13 protein-coding genes are annotated in these 13,287 nt (G+C 69.6%); 6 read left to right on the top strand and 7 right to left on the bottom strand.

The genetic code is table 11. The annotated features are described in order from the left end of the window. The first annotated feature begins 32 nt into the window (after positions 1-32). Together P2T62_RS09285 and P2T62_RS09280 are read left to right on the top strand one after the other, a co-directional pair. The gene (locus P2T62_RS09285) at positions 33-767 is read left to right on the top strand and encodes a class I SAM-dependent DNA methyltransferase (protein ID WP_276261116.1); all 735 of its coding nucleotides are present in this window, start codon (positions 33-35) and stop codon (positions 765-767) included. A 56-nt stretch (positions 768-823) separates the two neighbouring features. Continuing rightward, positions 824-1,300 (top strand): peroxiredoxin family protein, encoded by a 477-nt coding sequence (locus P2T62_RS09280; protein WP_276261115.1) that lies wholly within the window; start codon positions 824-826, stop codon positions 1,298-1,300. A 119-nt stretch (positions 1,301-1,419) separates the two neighbouring features. Here the strand turns inward: P2T62_RS09280 and P2T62_RS09275 are convergent, their stop codons facing one another. Both P2T62_RS09275 and P2T62_RS09270 read right to left on the bottom strand, forming a co-directional pair. After that, positions 1,420-1,590 (bottom strand): hypothetical protein, encoded by a 171-nt coding sequence (locus tag P2T62_RS09275; protein ID WP_276261114.1) that lies wholly within the window; start codon positions 1,588-1,590, stop codon positions 1,420-1,422. A 287-nt stretch (positions 1,591-1,877) separates the two neighbouring features. Further along, complete coding sequence (locus P2T62_RS09270; RefSeq protein WP_276261113.1) at positions 1,878-3,101, bottom strand: acyl-CoA dehydrogenase family protein; 1,224 nt, start codon at positions 3,099-3,101, stop codon at positions 1,878-1,880. A 158-nt stretch (positions 3,102-3,259) separates the two neighbouring features. Here P2T62_RS09270 and P2T62_RS09265 point away from each other — a divergent pair, with 158 nt between their 5' ends. Then, positions 3,260-4,204, top strand: a complete 945-nt coding sequence (locus tag P2T62_RS09265) for an isocitrate lyase/PEP mutase family protein (protein WP_276261112.1) — start codon at positions 3,260-3,262, stop codon at positions 4,202-4,204. A 50-nt stretch (positions 4,205-4,254) separates the two neighbouring features. Here P2T62_RS09265 and P2T62_RS09260 read toward each other — a convergent pair whose 3' ends face one another. Then, complete coding sequence (locus P2T62_RS09260; protein WP_276261111.1) at positions 4,255-4,671, bottom strand: DUF4112 domain-containing protein; 417 nt, start codon at positions 4,669-4,671, stop codon at positions 4,255-4,257. A 97-nt stretch (positions 4,672-4,768) separates the two neighbouring features. After that, positions 4,769-6,403, bottom strand: coding sequence for a long-chain fatty acid--CoA ligase (locus tag P2T62_RS09255; RefSeq protein WP_420028447.1), 1,635 nt, complete (start codon positions 6,401-6,403; stop codon positions 4,769-4,771). A 134-nt stretch (positions 6,404-6,537) separates the two neighbouring features. Between P2T62_RS09255 and P2T62_RS09250 the strand changes: the two genes are divergently transcribed. From P2T62_RS09250 to P2T62_RS09240, 3 genes are all read left to right on the top strand, one after another. Further along, on the top strand, positions 6,538-7,197 hold the full coding sequence (locus tag P2T62_RS09250; RefSeq protein ID WP_276261109.1) for a hypothetical protein: 660 nt from the start codon (positions 6,538-6,540) through the stop codon (positions 7,195-7,197). Between the two features lie 225 nt (positions 7,198-7,422). Further along, positions 7,423-8,586, top strand: coding sequence for a CaiB/BaiF CoA transferase family protein (locus P2T62_RS09245; RefSeq protein WP_276261108.1), 1,164 nt, complete (start codon positions 7,423-7,425; stop codon positions 8,584-8,586). Then, positions 8,586-9,581 carry an LLM class flavin-dependent oxidoreductase gene (locus tag P2T62_RS09240; RefSeq protein WP_276261107.1) on the top strand — a complete coding sequence of 332 codons (996 nt, stop codon included), beginning with the start codon at positions 8,586-8,588 and terminating at the stop codon, positions 9,579-9,581. Before P2T62_RS09245 ends, P2T62_RS09240 begins: the two co-directional genes overlap by 1 nt. 30 nt (positions 9,582-9,611) lie before the next feature. Here the strand turns inward: P2T62_RS09240 and P2T62_RS09235 are convergent, their stop codons facing one another. Genes P2T62_RS09235 through P2T62_RS09225 form a run of 3 tightly spaced genes read right to left on the bottom strand, consistent with a single transcriptional unit; the run spans position 9,612 to position 13,179 of the window. Continuing rightward, positions 9,612-10,859 carry an ABC transporter ATP-binding protein gene (locus P2T62_RS09235; protein ID WP_276261106.1) on the bottom strand — a complete coding sequence of 416 codons (1,248 nt, stop codon included), beginning with the start codon at positions 10,857-10,859 and terminating at the stop codon, positions 9,612-9,614. Next, entirely contained in the window at positions 10,852-11,964 is a 1,113-nt protein-coding gene (locus P2T62_RS09230) for an ABC transporter ATP-binding protein (protein ID WP_276261105.1), read from the bottom strand. The genes P2T62_RS09235 and P2T62_RS09230 overlap by 8 nt, the downstream gene beginning before the upstream one ends. Beyond that, on the bottom strand, positions 11,965-13,179 hold the full coding sequence (locus P2T62_RS09225; protein ID WP_276261104.1) for an ABC transporter permease: 1,215 nt from the start codon (positions 13,177-13,179) through the stop codon (positions 11,965-11,967). It abuts the gene before it with no gap. Between the last annotated feature and the right edge of the window lie 108 nt (positions 13,180-13,287).

Here is a 13,287-nt window from a genome sequence, read left to right as displayed (position 1 = left end):
TTCAAGCCCGTCGGGTGTGAGGTGGCGCGCGCATGACCGAAGCCCTCTACGCCGAGTATCCGGCCGCCTACGACGCGCTGTATGCCGACAAGCCGTATGCCGAGGAGGCTGGCTGGGTCCGCAGCCGGTTCGAGGAGACCGGGAACGGCGGCGACCGGGCGCTCGTCGTCGGCTGCGGGACCGGCGCGCACGACGGGTACCTCCTGGACGCGGGGTTCGACGTGACGGGCATCGACCGGTACGAGGGGATGGTCCAGCGCGCCCGCGAGAAGAACCCCGCGGCGCGCTACACGGTCGACGCCCTGCCCGACCTCGACGTCACTGGGACGTACGATCTGGTCTGGGCGCCCTTCACCGTCGTCAACCACCTGCCACGCGACGAACTGGGTGCGGCGGTCCGGTCGATGGCCGACCGGCTCGCACCCGGCGGCCTCCTGCTGTTCGACACGCTCGACGTAGAGACGGAGGACGGCGAGTCCCCCGCGCGCCTGCGAGCTCACCCGGACCCGGAGGGCGAGGGGTTCTACGCGCGCCTGGTCCAGAGCTACGAGACCGGCGACGCCCGCTTCCGGTGGGACTCGCTGGTGCTGACCCCCGACGGCCAGTGGTTCGTCGACCGGCACACGCTCACCAACTTCGACCCGGCGTTCGTCGCAGGTGTGCTCGCCGGGGCGGGCCTCGACCCGACGGTTCACGACGAGTGGTACGGGACTGACGAGGTTCCGGGGCACGCCGTGTTCGAGGGCCGGCGGCCAGCGACCGAGTGAGCGGCGGGGGGCACCGTCGACCACACGCTTTTGCCGACCCCACTCGACGCCCGGGTATGCATCCGACCGAGGGCGACGACGCGCCCGGCTTCGAGGCACTGCTCTGCGACGGCGAGACGTTCCGTGCGACGGCACTCGAGGATGCCGCCGGCGACCGTGGCGCAGTCCTCGTCTTCTTCGGCTTCGTCTTCTCGGCCATCTCGGACAACTGGTGGCGCCGGTACGAGGCCGGTGGCTGGCACGAGTTCGACGAGGTCCCCGTCTACGGCGTCTGCCGCGACGGCCCCTACGGCATCAACGCCTTCCTCCGTGGCATCGACTCCCCGTTCTCCGTCTTCGCCGACGTGGACGGCGAGGTGGCCGACGCCTACGACCTGCTGGTCGAGCGCGAGGGGATGGCGGGCACGAAGACGCCCCGGCGCGCCGTGTTCGTCCTCGACGACGAGGGCGTGGTCCAGCACGCCTGGAGCACGGACGAGTGGATCCACCCGGTGCCGGTCGAGGAACTGGAGGAGTCCATCGAGGGGTTGTGAGCGGATTGTAGTGGTGGAGGGTATCGCTGGGAGAGCTGTCAGTACCGATGGAGGTTTCGGGGACAGTGCTGCATACCGTGCGCAAGTCGGTCTGGGTCTTGAACTCCGCTGTCTGCGGTCTAGTCCTCCCCACGGTCGTTCCGGATGTAGGAGACGAGGTCCTTCAGACGGATGAGGACGACGAATACGATGATAACGAAGAAGAGAGATATGGGTGTGAGTTCGATACCAGTCCCCAGTATCTCCGCAGGGAGTGGCACAACCCATCCGTGATGTTCGTGGAGGACCATCGCTGATTATTCTCCACGGAGCTACTTCGCCGTTGTCCTCGTACCGCGAAGAGGCTCCTGCTGAGTCCATCCTCTCTATGTAGCAGGGCCCTATTGTATGTGAGCCAGCATCTCCATTACTGGGACAGCACCGTCCCGTGGATAGGCGATTGCATCCGGGCGAGCGAAGCGAGCCCGGTTCTCCGGCTGGAGCGCCCGGAGGGCGCGAAGGCCGGCAGCGTTTTTCCGCAAGTTTTTGCGAGGAGTGGTTCGCGGGCGGAGCCCGCGAACCCGACGAGTAAAAAGTGCTAGTTCACGCCCATCTGCTTCGCGATGGTGTTGAGCTGGATCTCGTCGGTCCCTTCGACGATACGGAGCAGCTTCGCGGTCTCCAGTTCCGTCATGAAGTCGTTGTCCTCGCTGAGCCCGTTCCCGCCGAAGACCTGCACCACGTCGTCGGCCACGTCGAACATGACGTTCGTGGAGAGGTACTTGACGATGGAGGAGTCCTCGATGGCGCTCTCGCCGTTGTCCATCTTCCAGGCGAGCTGGAGGCCGGCGGCGTCGGCGGCGTACATCCGGGCCTTCCCCTCGGCCAGCTTGTGGGAGATGCCCTGGAACTTGCCGATGGGGCGGCCGAACGCCTCGCGGTCGTTGGCGTACTGGGTCCCCTCGTCGAGGAGGTACTCCGTGTGCCCGACCGCGCGGGCGCCGATCTCCAGGCGACCGAGCGAGAGGAAGTCCATCGCGTCGTAGAAGGCGGTGTCGACATCGCCGAGGACGCGGTCCTCCGGGACGCGCACGTCGTCGAAGGCGAGTTCGGCCTGCCGACCGATGGCCGAGTGGGCGTTGTTGAGCGAGGCGACCTCGAACTCATCGGCCTCCACGATGAAGCAGGTGATGCCGCCGTAGCGGCCCATCTCCTCCTGCGGGGTCGTGCGCGCGAACACCTGCACGAAGTCGGCGTACGGGCCGTTCGTGATCCACTGTTTCCGGCCGTTGATGACCCACTCGTCGCCGTCCTTCTCGGCCGAGGTCTTCATCGCCGGGGAGTCCGACCCCGCGCTGGGTTCCGTCTGGGCGAACGCCGTCGACTTCTCGCCACGGACCGCGGGCTTGAGGTACTGCTCGACCTGCTCACCCTCGGCCTGCATCAGGAGCGGCTTCGGGCCTTCCGGGCCCGCGAGCATCGCCGAGTGGAGGCCCGGCCCCCGGGAGGCGACGTGCTTGAGCGCGCGGTACCACGTCACGTTGGAGACGCCCTCGCCGCCGACCTCCTCGGGGAGGTTCATCGCGTAGAAGCCGGCGTCGGCCGAGCGCTTGCGGACCTCCTGCAGCGCCTCGACGACCTCGGGGACCAGCCGGCCGTCGTCCTCGTGGCGCTTGCGCGGGTTCGACCAGGTGTCGCCCAGCTCGTCCTCCAGCGGCTCGACCTCCTGCTCGATGAAGTCGTCGATGGACTGGAGGATGAGGTTGGTCTCCTCGTCGGTGTCGAAGCTGACGCCCGCGGGGGCGGCGTCCTGTGTTGCCATACCTCGCCCTACGGCGGCGGCCTCTTAATCCCTGCGCGCGGGGTACGCGGCTCGTTTAAACGGAGCACGAGTGGTTCGTTGTCACCGGGCCGGCCGCGAATTGCGGCCAGTGGTTCGGTTACCCGTGCCGCTTTTCGACCGCCACACCGAGGCACGGTATGAGCTACGGCGAGACGCTGCGCACGCGCCTGGAAGCGAGCGAACCGCTGGTCTGCCCGGGAGTTCACGACCCCCTCACCGCGGCCGTGGCCGACCACGTCGGCTTCGACGCCGTCTACATGACCGGCTACGGCACCTCGCTGTCGAAGGTCGGCTACCCCGACGCGGGCTTCATCACGATGCCCGAGATGATCGAGAACGCCGCCAACATCCAGGAGCGCATCGGCGTCCCGCTGATCGCCGATTCGGACAGCGGTTACGGGAACGTGACGAACGTCGTCCGGACGGTCCGCGAGTACATCAGGGCCGGCGTCGGGGCCATCCATCTCGAGGACCAGACCTTCCCGAAGCGCTGCGGGCACACGAAGGGCCGACAGGTCGTGCCCCGGGAGGAGGCGGTCGGGAAGATTCGGGCGGCGGCGGACGTTCGCGACGAGCGCGACGAGTCGTTCGTCCTCATCGCCCGGAGCGACGCCCGCGGCACCGGTGGCGGGTCGCTCGACGAGGCCATCGACCGGGTCGACGCCTACCTCGACGCCGGGGCCGACGTGGGGTTCGTCGAGGGGCCGACGGACGCCGACGAGGTCCGCCGCGTCGGCCGGGAGGTCGACGGCCCGGTCCTGTACAACTTCGTCGGCGACCTCGGCACGTCGCCGTACCTGCCGCTCGATGACCTCGGGGCCTGGGGGTTCGACGTCGTCATCTTCCCCGTCCTCTCGACGCTCGCGACCATCGCGGGCGTCCACGCGGCGATGGAGACCTTTGCGGACGACCCCGCAGCGGCGATGCGCGACGTGGACGAGCGGTTCGACGCCGCCGGGGTCGGGAGCCTCCACGAGTTCTCCGGCTTCCCGGAGGTCGTCGCATGGGAGGAGGAGTACCTGCCCGAGACCGACCAGGAGAAGTACGACGGCTCGCTCGGCGACGACCTCACCGACAAGTAGTTCCTGCCCCCAGTTCACTCCTGTGCGTCCAATTCGTGCTCGATGCGGGCTCAGGTATCCAGTTCGAGTTCGACGTCCAGGTCCCCGAGCGCGAGGTTCAGGTTCCGGCGGTGCGCCCGGAACGCCACGTCGATCAGGTCGCCGACGACGGGTATCGAACCCACCGCCACGTCCAGGAGGATGTTGAACAGCATCCGAGCGATGGTGCGGTAGGAGACGCCGAGCCGGGCGGACTCGGCGACGATGTACAGGCCGATGACGGCGCTCGCGGTGTCACCGGCGACCGGGAGGAGCCCCAGCAGCGGGTCGATCCCGACGCGGACGCCGACGACCGGGAGTTCGATGCCGTCGTCGAGCAGGCGGGCGACCGCGTGCATCCGTCGGATAGCAGCCTCGTCGATGTCGGCGGCCGCGTCCACGTCGCTGATGGCGTCGTGCGGGACCTCGGCGGAGAGTTCGTCGCTCACAGCGGAGCGTCGGTCGCACGGACCGGAAAGCGTTGCGGCCCCGGTATCTCCGGGTCGGCGGTCGGTCCCCGTTCCGGCCGAACGTGACCGCGGTCACTCAGTCCGCGTGCTCCTCGCTGAGCGTCAGGTCGTCGAACTGGTCGCGGAGGACCTTCTTGTCGAACTTCCCGGTCGAGGTGCGCGGGATGGCATCGACGATCTCGTAGCGGTCCGGGAGCCACCAGGCGGGGAACCGCTCGCCGAGGAACTCGTCGAGTTCGTCCTCGGTCACGTCGTGGCCCTCGCGCAGGACGATGCAGGCCATCGGCCGCTCCTGCCACTTCTCGTGGTCGACGGCGATGACGGTCGCCTCGGAGACGGCCTCGTGGGCCATCAGTTCGTTCTCCAGTTCGACGCTGGAGATCCACTCACCGCCGGACTTGATGACGTCCTTCGTCCGGTCGACGATATCGAGGTAGCCCTGCTCGTCCATCGTCGCGATGTCGCCGGTCTTCAGCCACCGACCCGTCTCGTCGTCGACGAACGACTCCTCGGTCGCCTCCGGCCGGTTGTGGTACGAGTCCGTGATCCACGGGCCGCGGACCTGCAGTTCGCCGAACGCCTCGCCGTCGTGGGGCACCTGCTCGCCATCGTCGTTCACGATGCGGGTGTCCACCGCGGGGACCGGCATCCCCGCCTTCGCGCGATAGGCGTACTGCGTCTCGGGGTCGGCATCCGCGATCTCCTTGCGGAGGATCGACAGCGACCCGAGCGGGCTCATCTCCGTCATCCCCCAGCCCTGGATGATGGGCGCGTCGAACTCCTCGTCGTAGCGCCGGATGAGCGACTCCGGCGGCGCCGAGCCGCCGACGGTCAGGCGGTCGATACTGGAGATGTCGGCGTCGGGGTGCTCGTCGAGGTACTCGGCCATTTCCAGCCAGATGGTCGGGACTGCGGCCGAGAGGGTCACGTCCTCCTCGTCGATGAGTTCGGCGATGGGGCCGGGGTCCGTGTGGACGTTCGGGAGCACCTGCTTCGCGCCGACGAGCGTCGAGGCGTACGGGATGCCCCAGCCGTTGGCGTGGAACATCGGGACCACCGGCAGGACCGTGTCGTCCTGCCCGACGGCGTTGGCGTCGACGTGGCCGCACATCAGGGTGTGCAGGTAGACGCCGCGATGCGAGTAGGCGACGCCCTTCGGTTTGCCCGTCGTCCCCGAGGTGTAGCACATCCCGCACTCGTCCTCCTCGTCGATGTCGGGCCACTCGTAGTTGGTCGACTGCTCCGCGAGGAGCTCCTCGTACGAGACGATGGGGTCGAGCGACGTGTCCGGCACCGCGTCACCGAGGATGACGTACTGCTCGACCGTGTCGAGTTCGTCGGCGTTGGCCTCGACCTTCTCCACGAACGCCGGGTCCACGAACAGCACCCTGTCCTCGGCGTCGTTGACGATGTACTGGAAGTGCTCGTCGGGCAGCCGCATGTTGCACATGTGGATGGAACGCCCGGAGCACGGCGGCCCGAAGTAGAGCTCCAGGTGCCGGTGGTTGTTGAGCGCGACCGTCGCGACGCGCTCGCCCTCGCCGACACCGAGGTCGTCGAGCGCGTTCGCCAACTGTGCGACGCGGTCACCCATCTCGGCGTAGGTGTAGCGGTGCTTCGAGCCATCCGGCCTGACGCTCACGATCTCCCGGTTCGGGTACAGCGCCGTCGCCCGGTCGAGGATCTTCTCGAGCGTCAGCTGGTAGTCCATCATGGCGTGTGACGGATGTTGGCAGGTGACGTATTCGTTCTTTCGACGCTTCGGCATGCCGTCCGGCCGCACTGGTGTAACGCGCCGGTCATCCACCGCAGGGGACTTATCCTGGTTCGCCAGAAGGCCGCTCCATGGACCTCGACAGACGGTCACTTCTCCGGCGGGCCGGCGCTGGTGGGCTCGCGGTACTCGCCGGCTGTTCCGGGAGTGACGGCGGTGACGGCGGCGGTGGTGACGGCGCGTCGGGGGGCGCCACGCCGACCGGGACGCCCGGCGCGGCCAGCCCCTCGCCGACCCCTGCCTGTGGCGACTCCAACTACATCGACGAGGGGGAGTTCTCCTTCGAGTACGGCGTCGTCACCCACAACGACCCGGACAACTACGACGGGACGCTCCGCATCTACCACATCCGGACGCCGGTCTGCAACTTCCCGGGGGCGAACCCGACGCCGGCGTTCCCGGGGGCGGGGACGCCCACCCCGACGGTCTCCTCGGCGAACTGCGAGGGCTCGACGGAGACGCTGCTCAAGGAGCAGACCTATCGGGTCACGAGCGACCTCACCTACGACATCGTCGACGCGCCGGTCACCCCGGACGTCGACACCTACCGCCTGGAGTGGGAGGCGGCCGGCGGGATGGATGTCAAGAAGGGCGTCGAGGAGGGCGCCCGCGCGTTCGTGGACACCCAGCTCGAGTACGAGTTCTTCGTCTGCAACCCCGGCGCCCGCCGGTTCGGCTTCGCCGTCGCGGACGGCAAGCCGCGTATCGTCCGGTCTCCGACGGCGGATTAGTCCATAAGGGCCCGAGTAATGCTCGAGAGCCCATCGTACCTCTTTTATATTCCACCCTGCCGACTAGTTCGTCACCTCTGGTACCGGACCGGCACGTTCTGCGACTGTAACTCTCCGTCGCTCTCATCGAGCGTGGGACCACGGACGGTGGCCGCCCGGACGGGATGACCTCCACCCGGGCATCAGAGCGGATGGGTTGAAGTAACATCCCTCGGTGGGGCGGGTATGCGACTCGACGACGTGCGGGTGCTGGACCTGACCCGCCTCCTGCCGGGACCGTACGCCACGCAACTCCTCGCGGACATGGGCGCCGATGTCATCAAGATCGAGGACACGGGCGCGGGCGACTACGCCCGTCACACGCCACCCGTCACCGACCGGGGGACGGGCGCGCTGTTCGACTCCGTCAACCGGGGCAAGCGCTCGGTCGCCATCGACCTCAAGCACGACGAGGGACGGGCGGCGTTCATGGACCTCGCCGCCGAGGCCGATGTCGTCTTCGAGCAGTTCCGACCGGGCGTCGTCGACCGCCTCGGCGTCGACTACGAGAGCGTCCGCGAGGTCAACGACGAGGTCGTCTACTGCTCGCTGTCGGGCTACGGCAACAGCGGCCCCTACCGCGAGCGCGCCGGGCACGACCTCAACTACGTCGGCGTCGCCGGACTGCTGGACATGACGCGGAACGACGAGGACGACGCCCCGCGCGTGCCGGGCTACCAGATCGGCGACCTCGGTGGGGGCCTGTTCGCCGCGTTCAGCATCGTCTCGGCGCTCCTGTCGCGCGAACTCGGCAACACCGGCGGCGAGTACATCGACGTCTCGATGACCGACGTGGTGGCGTCGTTCTCCCAGTCCATCGCGTACGAGGCGCTCGCGGGCGACGACCCGCGGCCCGGCGGGACCGCGCTGACGGGCCTGTACCCGTGGTACGACGTGTACGAGTGCGCAGACGGGAACTACATCACGCTGGGCGCGCTGGAACCGGAGTTCTGGCAGGCGTTCTGCGAGGAGGTCGGCCACGAGGAGTGGGTCGGCGAGCACATGAGCGGCGACCCCGACCGACGGGCCGCGCTGCGCGAGGCGCTGGAGGAACTGTTCGCCGAGCGCCCGCGCGACGCGTGGCTCGACGAGCTGAGCGACCAGACCATGACCGGCCCCGTCCTCTCGCCCGCCGAGGCCTTCGAGCACGACCAGCTCACAGAGCGCGTCGTGAAGCGCCCGGACGACGCGCCCCCGCGGATCGGCTTCCCCGCGATGGGCACCGACGCGCCCGAAGGTACCGACGAGTCGGTCCCCGGCCACGGCGAGCACACGGCGGCCGTCCTGCGTGAGGCCGGCCTCACCGAGAGCGAAGTCGAGGCGCTCCGGGACGCGGAGGCGGTGAACTGATGCCGGGCGCCGATGCCGCCGAGAACGTGGGCTTCCTGCTCCCGCAGCTCGGCCGCGACCCCGCTGATGTAGCCGTCCGGGCCGAGGACCTGGGCTACGACTCGGTCTGGCTCGGGGAGCTGTGGTTCACCGCGTCCCCGGTGAAGCTCGCGAACATCGTCCGGCGTACGGAGACCGTCGACGTGGGCTCGGCCATCCTCAACGTCTACTCGCGGACACCCGCAGTGCTGGCCATGACCGCCGCGACGCTCCACCGAGACTCGGGCGGGCGCTTCAACCTCGGCCTCGGGACGAGCACGCCGAAGGCCGTCGAGGACCTCCACGGGATGACGTTCGACGACCCGAACCCGGCCCGCCGGATGCACGAGTGCATCGAGCTGTGCCGCGAGTTCTTCACCGGCACGGGCCGGGTCGACTACGACGGCGAGGTGTTCCACGCGGCCGACTTCCCCGCGCTCGGGAGCGACGTGCCCATCTACGGCGCCGCGCTCGGGAAGGCCAACCGGCGGGTCGTCGCGCGGCTCTGCGACGGCTGGATCCCCCACAACGTCCCGTTCCCCGACCTCGCCGACTCGTTCGACTACATCCGCGAGCACACGCCCGACGACCGCGACGCCGACGAGATCTCCGTCGCGCCGTACGTCCCCGCGGCCGTCGACGACGACCCCGACGAGGCTCGCGACGCCATCCGCGGCCACGTCGCCTACTACGTGGGCAACGGCGAGGGCTACCGGCGTGCGGTCGCGACGCGGTTCCCGGACGGGGCCGACGCGGTCGCCGAGGCGTGGCGCGACGGGGAGCGCGCCGCGGCCCGCGAGGCCGTGACCGACGAGATGGTCGAGGCACTCGGCATCGCCGGGACGCCCGAGCAGGCTCGCGAGCAGTTCGACGACCTCTGTGCGATGGACGTGCTCGACGAGCCGCTCGTGACCATCCCGCAGGACGCCTCCGGCGTGCTGGACGCGACCATCGAGGCGCTCGCGCCGGACGCGTAGCGCGCCACGGACGTTCCCGGCCGCGTCAACTCACTCCCACGCTTCGCGCGGGTCGTGGTGCAGGTGGCAGGCGACGCTGCGGCCGTCCCCGGTCTCCAGTCGCTCCGGCTCCGACCGCTCGCAGACGCTCGTGAACGCCTCGGCCAGCCGCTCGGTCGCCTCCTCCCGGTCCCCGTCGGTCAGGGCCTCCAGGGCCTCCGACAGGATGGACTCGGCCATCTCGTCGTCAAGCGGTGCGGGGATGTCGTACGTCTCCCGGACGGTTCCGGGGTCGCCCGTCCCGACGACCTCGGGGTCGAGGTCGTCCGACTCGAGGTCGAGTCGGAGGTCCAGCACGTCCCGGAAGGTCCCGGTCGGGATGTCGTACTCCGCCGGCGGGATGACCTGGGGACAGCGCGTGTGGAACGAGCAGCCCGACGGGGGGTTCGAGGCGTCCGGCACATCGCCCTCCAGACCCTTCGCCGCGCCGCGGTCCCGGTTGCGCGGGTCGGGGTCCGGAATCGCCTCCAGCAGCGCCCGCGTGTAGGGGTGCTGGGGGTCCTCGAACAGCCCCTCCGTCGGCGCCAGCTCGACGATCTCCCCGAGGTACATCACGCCGACACGGTCGCAGACCTGCCGCACAACCCCGAGGTCGTGGCTGATGAACAGCATCGAGAGGCCCAGCTCCGACTGCAGGTCCGACAGCAGCGAGAGGATGTCGGCCTGGACGCTCACGTCCAGCGCAGAGACGGGCTCGTCGGCGACCAGCAGGTCCGGGTCCAGGACGAGCGCCCGCGCCAGCGCGAGGCGCTGCTTCTGGCCGTCGGAGAACTGGTGGGGATGCCGGGTCGCGTCCTCGGCCGAGAGCCCGACCCGTTCGAGCAGGTCGGCCACGATGGCGTCACCCCGGGCCGTATCGTCGAGGCCGTGGAGTTCCAGCGGCTCGCGCACCGACTCACCGACGGTCATCCGCGGATCGAACGCGGAGTTCGGGTCCTGGAAGACGACCTGGGCGCGCCGCCGGAAGGCCCGCCAGTCGCCGTCGTCGTACCGGGAGAGCCGTTCGCCCTCGAAGCGCACCTCCCCGCCCGTCGGCTCCTCCAGGCCGAGGACGGTGCTGGCGGTGGTCGACTTCCCGCAGCCGGACTCGCCGACCAGCCCGAACGTCTCGCCTGGCCGGATGTCGAAGCTCACGCCGTCGACCGCCTCGACGTGGTCCGTCACCCGCCGGAGCAGCCCGGATCGGACGGGGTAGTGCTTCTCCAGGTCGCGCACCGAGAGGAGGGGTGTCTCACTCATCGTCCACCTCCGGCGCGACCCGTGTCTCTCGCTGTTCGAGCGCGTCGGGCAGCTCGTGGTCGGGGCCGTACAGGACACAGGAGACCCTGTGATCGCCGGCACCGGTACCGGCGCTGGCGGCGGGCTCGTCACCCGACGCTCCGCCATCGGTTCCGACCGTCCGGTCAGCGGTGTCGCCGTCGACCGCCCGGAACGCCGGCTGCGGGCCGCGCCGGCATGCCGGCTCCGCGTGCGGACACCGGGGACTGAACCGGCAGCCGTCCGGCGGCGCCGTCGGGTCCGGGAGGCTGCCCTCGATGGTCTCGAACGCCCGGCCGCGGCCGGGGAGGCACTCCAGCAGCGCCCGCGTGTACGGGTGCGAGGGACGCTCCAGCACGTCCCGGACGCCGCCGGTCTCCATCACCTGCCCGGCGTACAGCACGACGACGCGGTCGGCGATCTCGGCCACGACGCCGAGGTCGTGCGTGATGAACAGGAGTGCCAGGTCGCGCTCCCGGCGGAGTTCGTCCAGCAGCCCCAGCACCTGCTGCTGGATGGTGACGTCCAGCGCCGTCGTCGGCTCGTCGGCGACCAGCAGGTCCGGGTCCGGCGCGAGCGCCATCGCGATGACGATGCGCTGTTTCATGCCGTCGGAGAACTGGTGGGGGTAGTCGTCGAACCGCTTCTCGACCGCGCCGATGCCGACCCGCCGCAACAGGTCCTTCGCTCGCTCCCGGGCCTCGCGGCGGCCGAGGTCGCGGTGGATTCGGATGGCCTCCACCACCTGCTCGCCGACGGTGTAGACGGGGTCGAGCGCGCCCTGCGGGTTCTGGAAGACGTGGCCGATGCGCCCGCCGCGGTACGACCGGAGTTCGTCCGTCGACAGGTCGGTGAGCTCCGCGCCGTCGAAGCGGATGCGCTCGGCCTCGATGCTCGCCGGCGGCGTCGGGAGCAGCCGGGTGAGTGACTCGCAGGCGACGGTCTTGCCGGAGCCGGATTCACCGACCAGGCAGACCGTCTCGCCCCGGTCGACGTCGAAGCTCACGCCGTCGACGGCCCGGACGACCCCCTCCGGCGTGTCGAACCGTGTGTGGAGGTCCCGGACCGAGAGCAGTGGGTCCGCCATCTACTCCACCTCCTCCCGCGGGTCGAGTACGTCCCGCAGCCCGTCGCCGAGCAGGTTGAACGAGACCACCGTCAGCACGAGCGCGAGCACCCCCGCGGTGGTGACCCACCACTGCTGGTGCCAGACCACGTTGCTCGAATCGAGTCCGACCCGGAGGAGCCGGCCGAGCGAGCGGCTGTTGATGCGGTTCAGTTCGAGGTACGCCAGGGCGACCTGCGCGAGGACGACCAGCGGGATGCGACGCGTCAGCGCCGTGACGACCGTGGGCACCGAGTTCGGCAGGATGTGGCGACGGATGACCTGGAGGTCGCTGGCGCCGGCCGCACGGGCCGCGCGGACGTAGCCGGCCGACCGACGCTCCAGCACGTCGCTCCGGACCAGCCGGGCCATCCCGCCCCAGTCGAGCAGGCCGAACACCAGCACGAACGCGAACGCGCCGCCGTCCGAGACACCCTCGATGTTCCCGAGGTACAGCGTCGCGACCATGAGGTAGACGACGATGGCGGGCAGGGTCTGCTGGACGTCGACGTAGCGCATCAGGACCTCGTCGATGCGGCCGCCGAAGTAGCCCGCGACCGTCCCGACGAGCGTCGCCATCACCGCCATCAACGTGCCGACGACCACGCCGAGTTTCAGCGCGACGCGCATCCCGTGGGCCACCTGCTCCAGGAGGTTCTCCCCGTACAGGTTCGTCCCGAGCGGGTACTTCCAGCTGCCGTGACAGCGGCCGTCAGCCACCCGCCCGACGCACTCGTAGTTGTACACCACGTCGGCGGGAACGCTGGCGTAGACTGGCGGCTGGAACCGGTGCCTGAGGCGTGGGTACTCCAGGGCGAACAGCGTGTCCGGGCCGACGATGCTCGTGACCGTGAACGTCCCGAGGAACAGGACCGCGAAGGCGGCGCCCGGACGGGCGAGGAGGGTCCGCAGGTGTCTGGCCGTGCGCTCGCGGTTGGCCAGCGCCGGAACGGCCCCGTAGCGGACCAGCAGTACCACCGCCAGCAGGAGCAGCCAGTCGACCCGGGTGAGGTTCCAGCCGATGACCACGAACAGGTCGTCGGGACCGACGAGGTAGTCGTAGGCGAACAGGGCGACGAGTCCGGCGAGGGCGACCACCAGGCCGACCGTCCGTACTCCCGGCCGGGTGAGGCGGCCGGTACGCTGGGCCCAGTCGACCCTGGTGAACCTCGCGCTATCGGCGTCTGTGGAGGGCATCGCTACCTGCTCCGGCTACCGGAGGCAAATTTTATAACTTTTTGCCCGCTACGCCGCCAGCAGCATGGTCCCGCACGCTCGCCCTCCCTCCACCGCCAGTCGTCACGA

It is taken from the genome of Haloglomus litoreum (assembly GCF_029338515.1).
Taxonomy (GTDB): Archaea; Halobacteriota; Halobacteria; order Halobacteriales; family Haloarculaceae; genus Haloglomus; species Haloglomus litoreum.
Note: the sequence above shows the minus strand (reverse complement) of the source record. Positions and strands in the feature narration are given on the sequence as shown.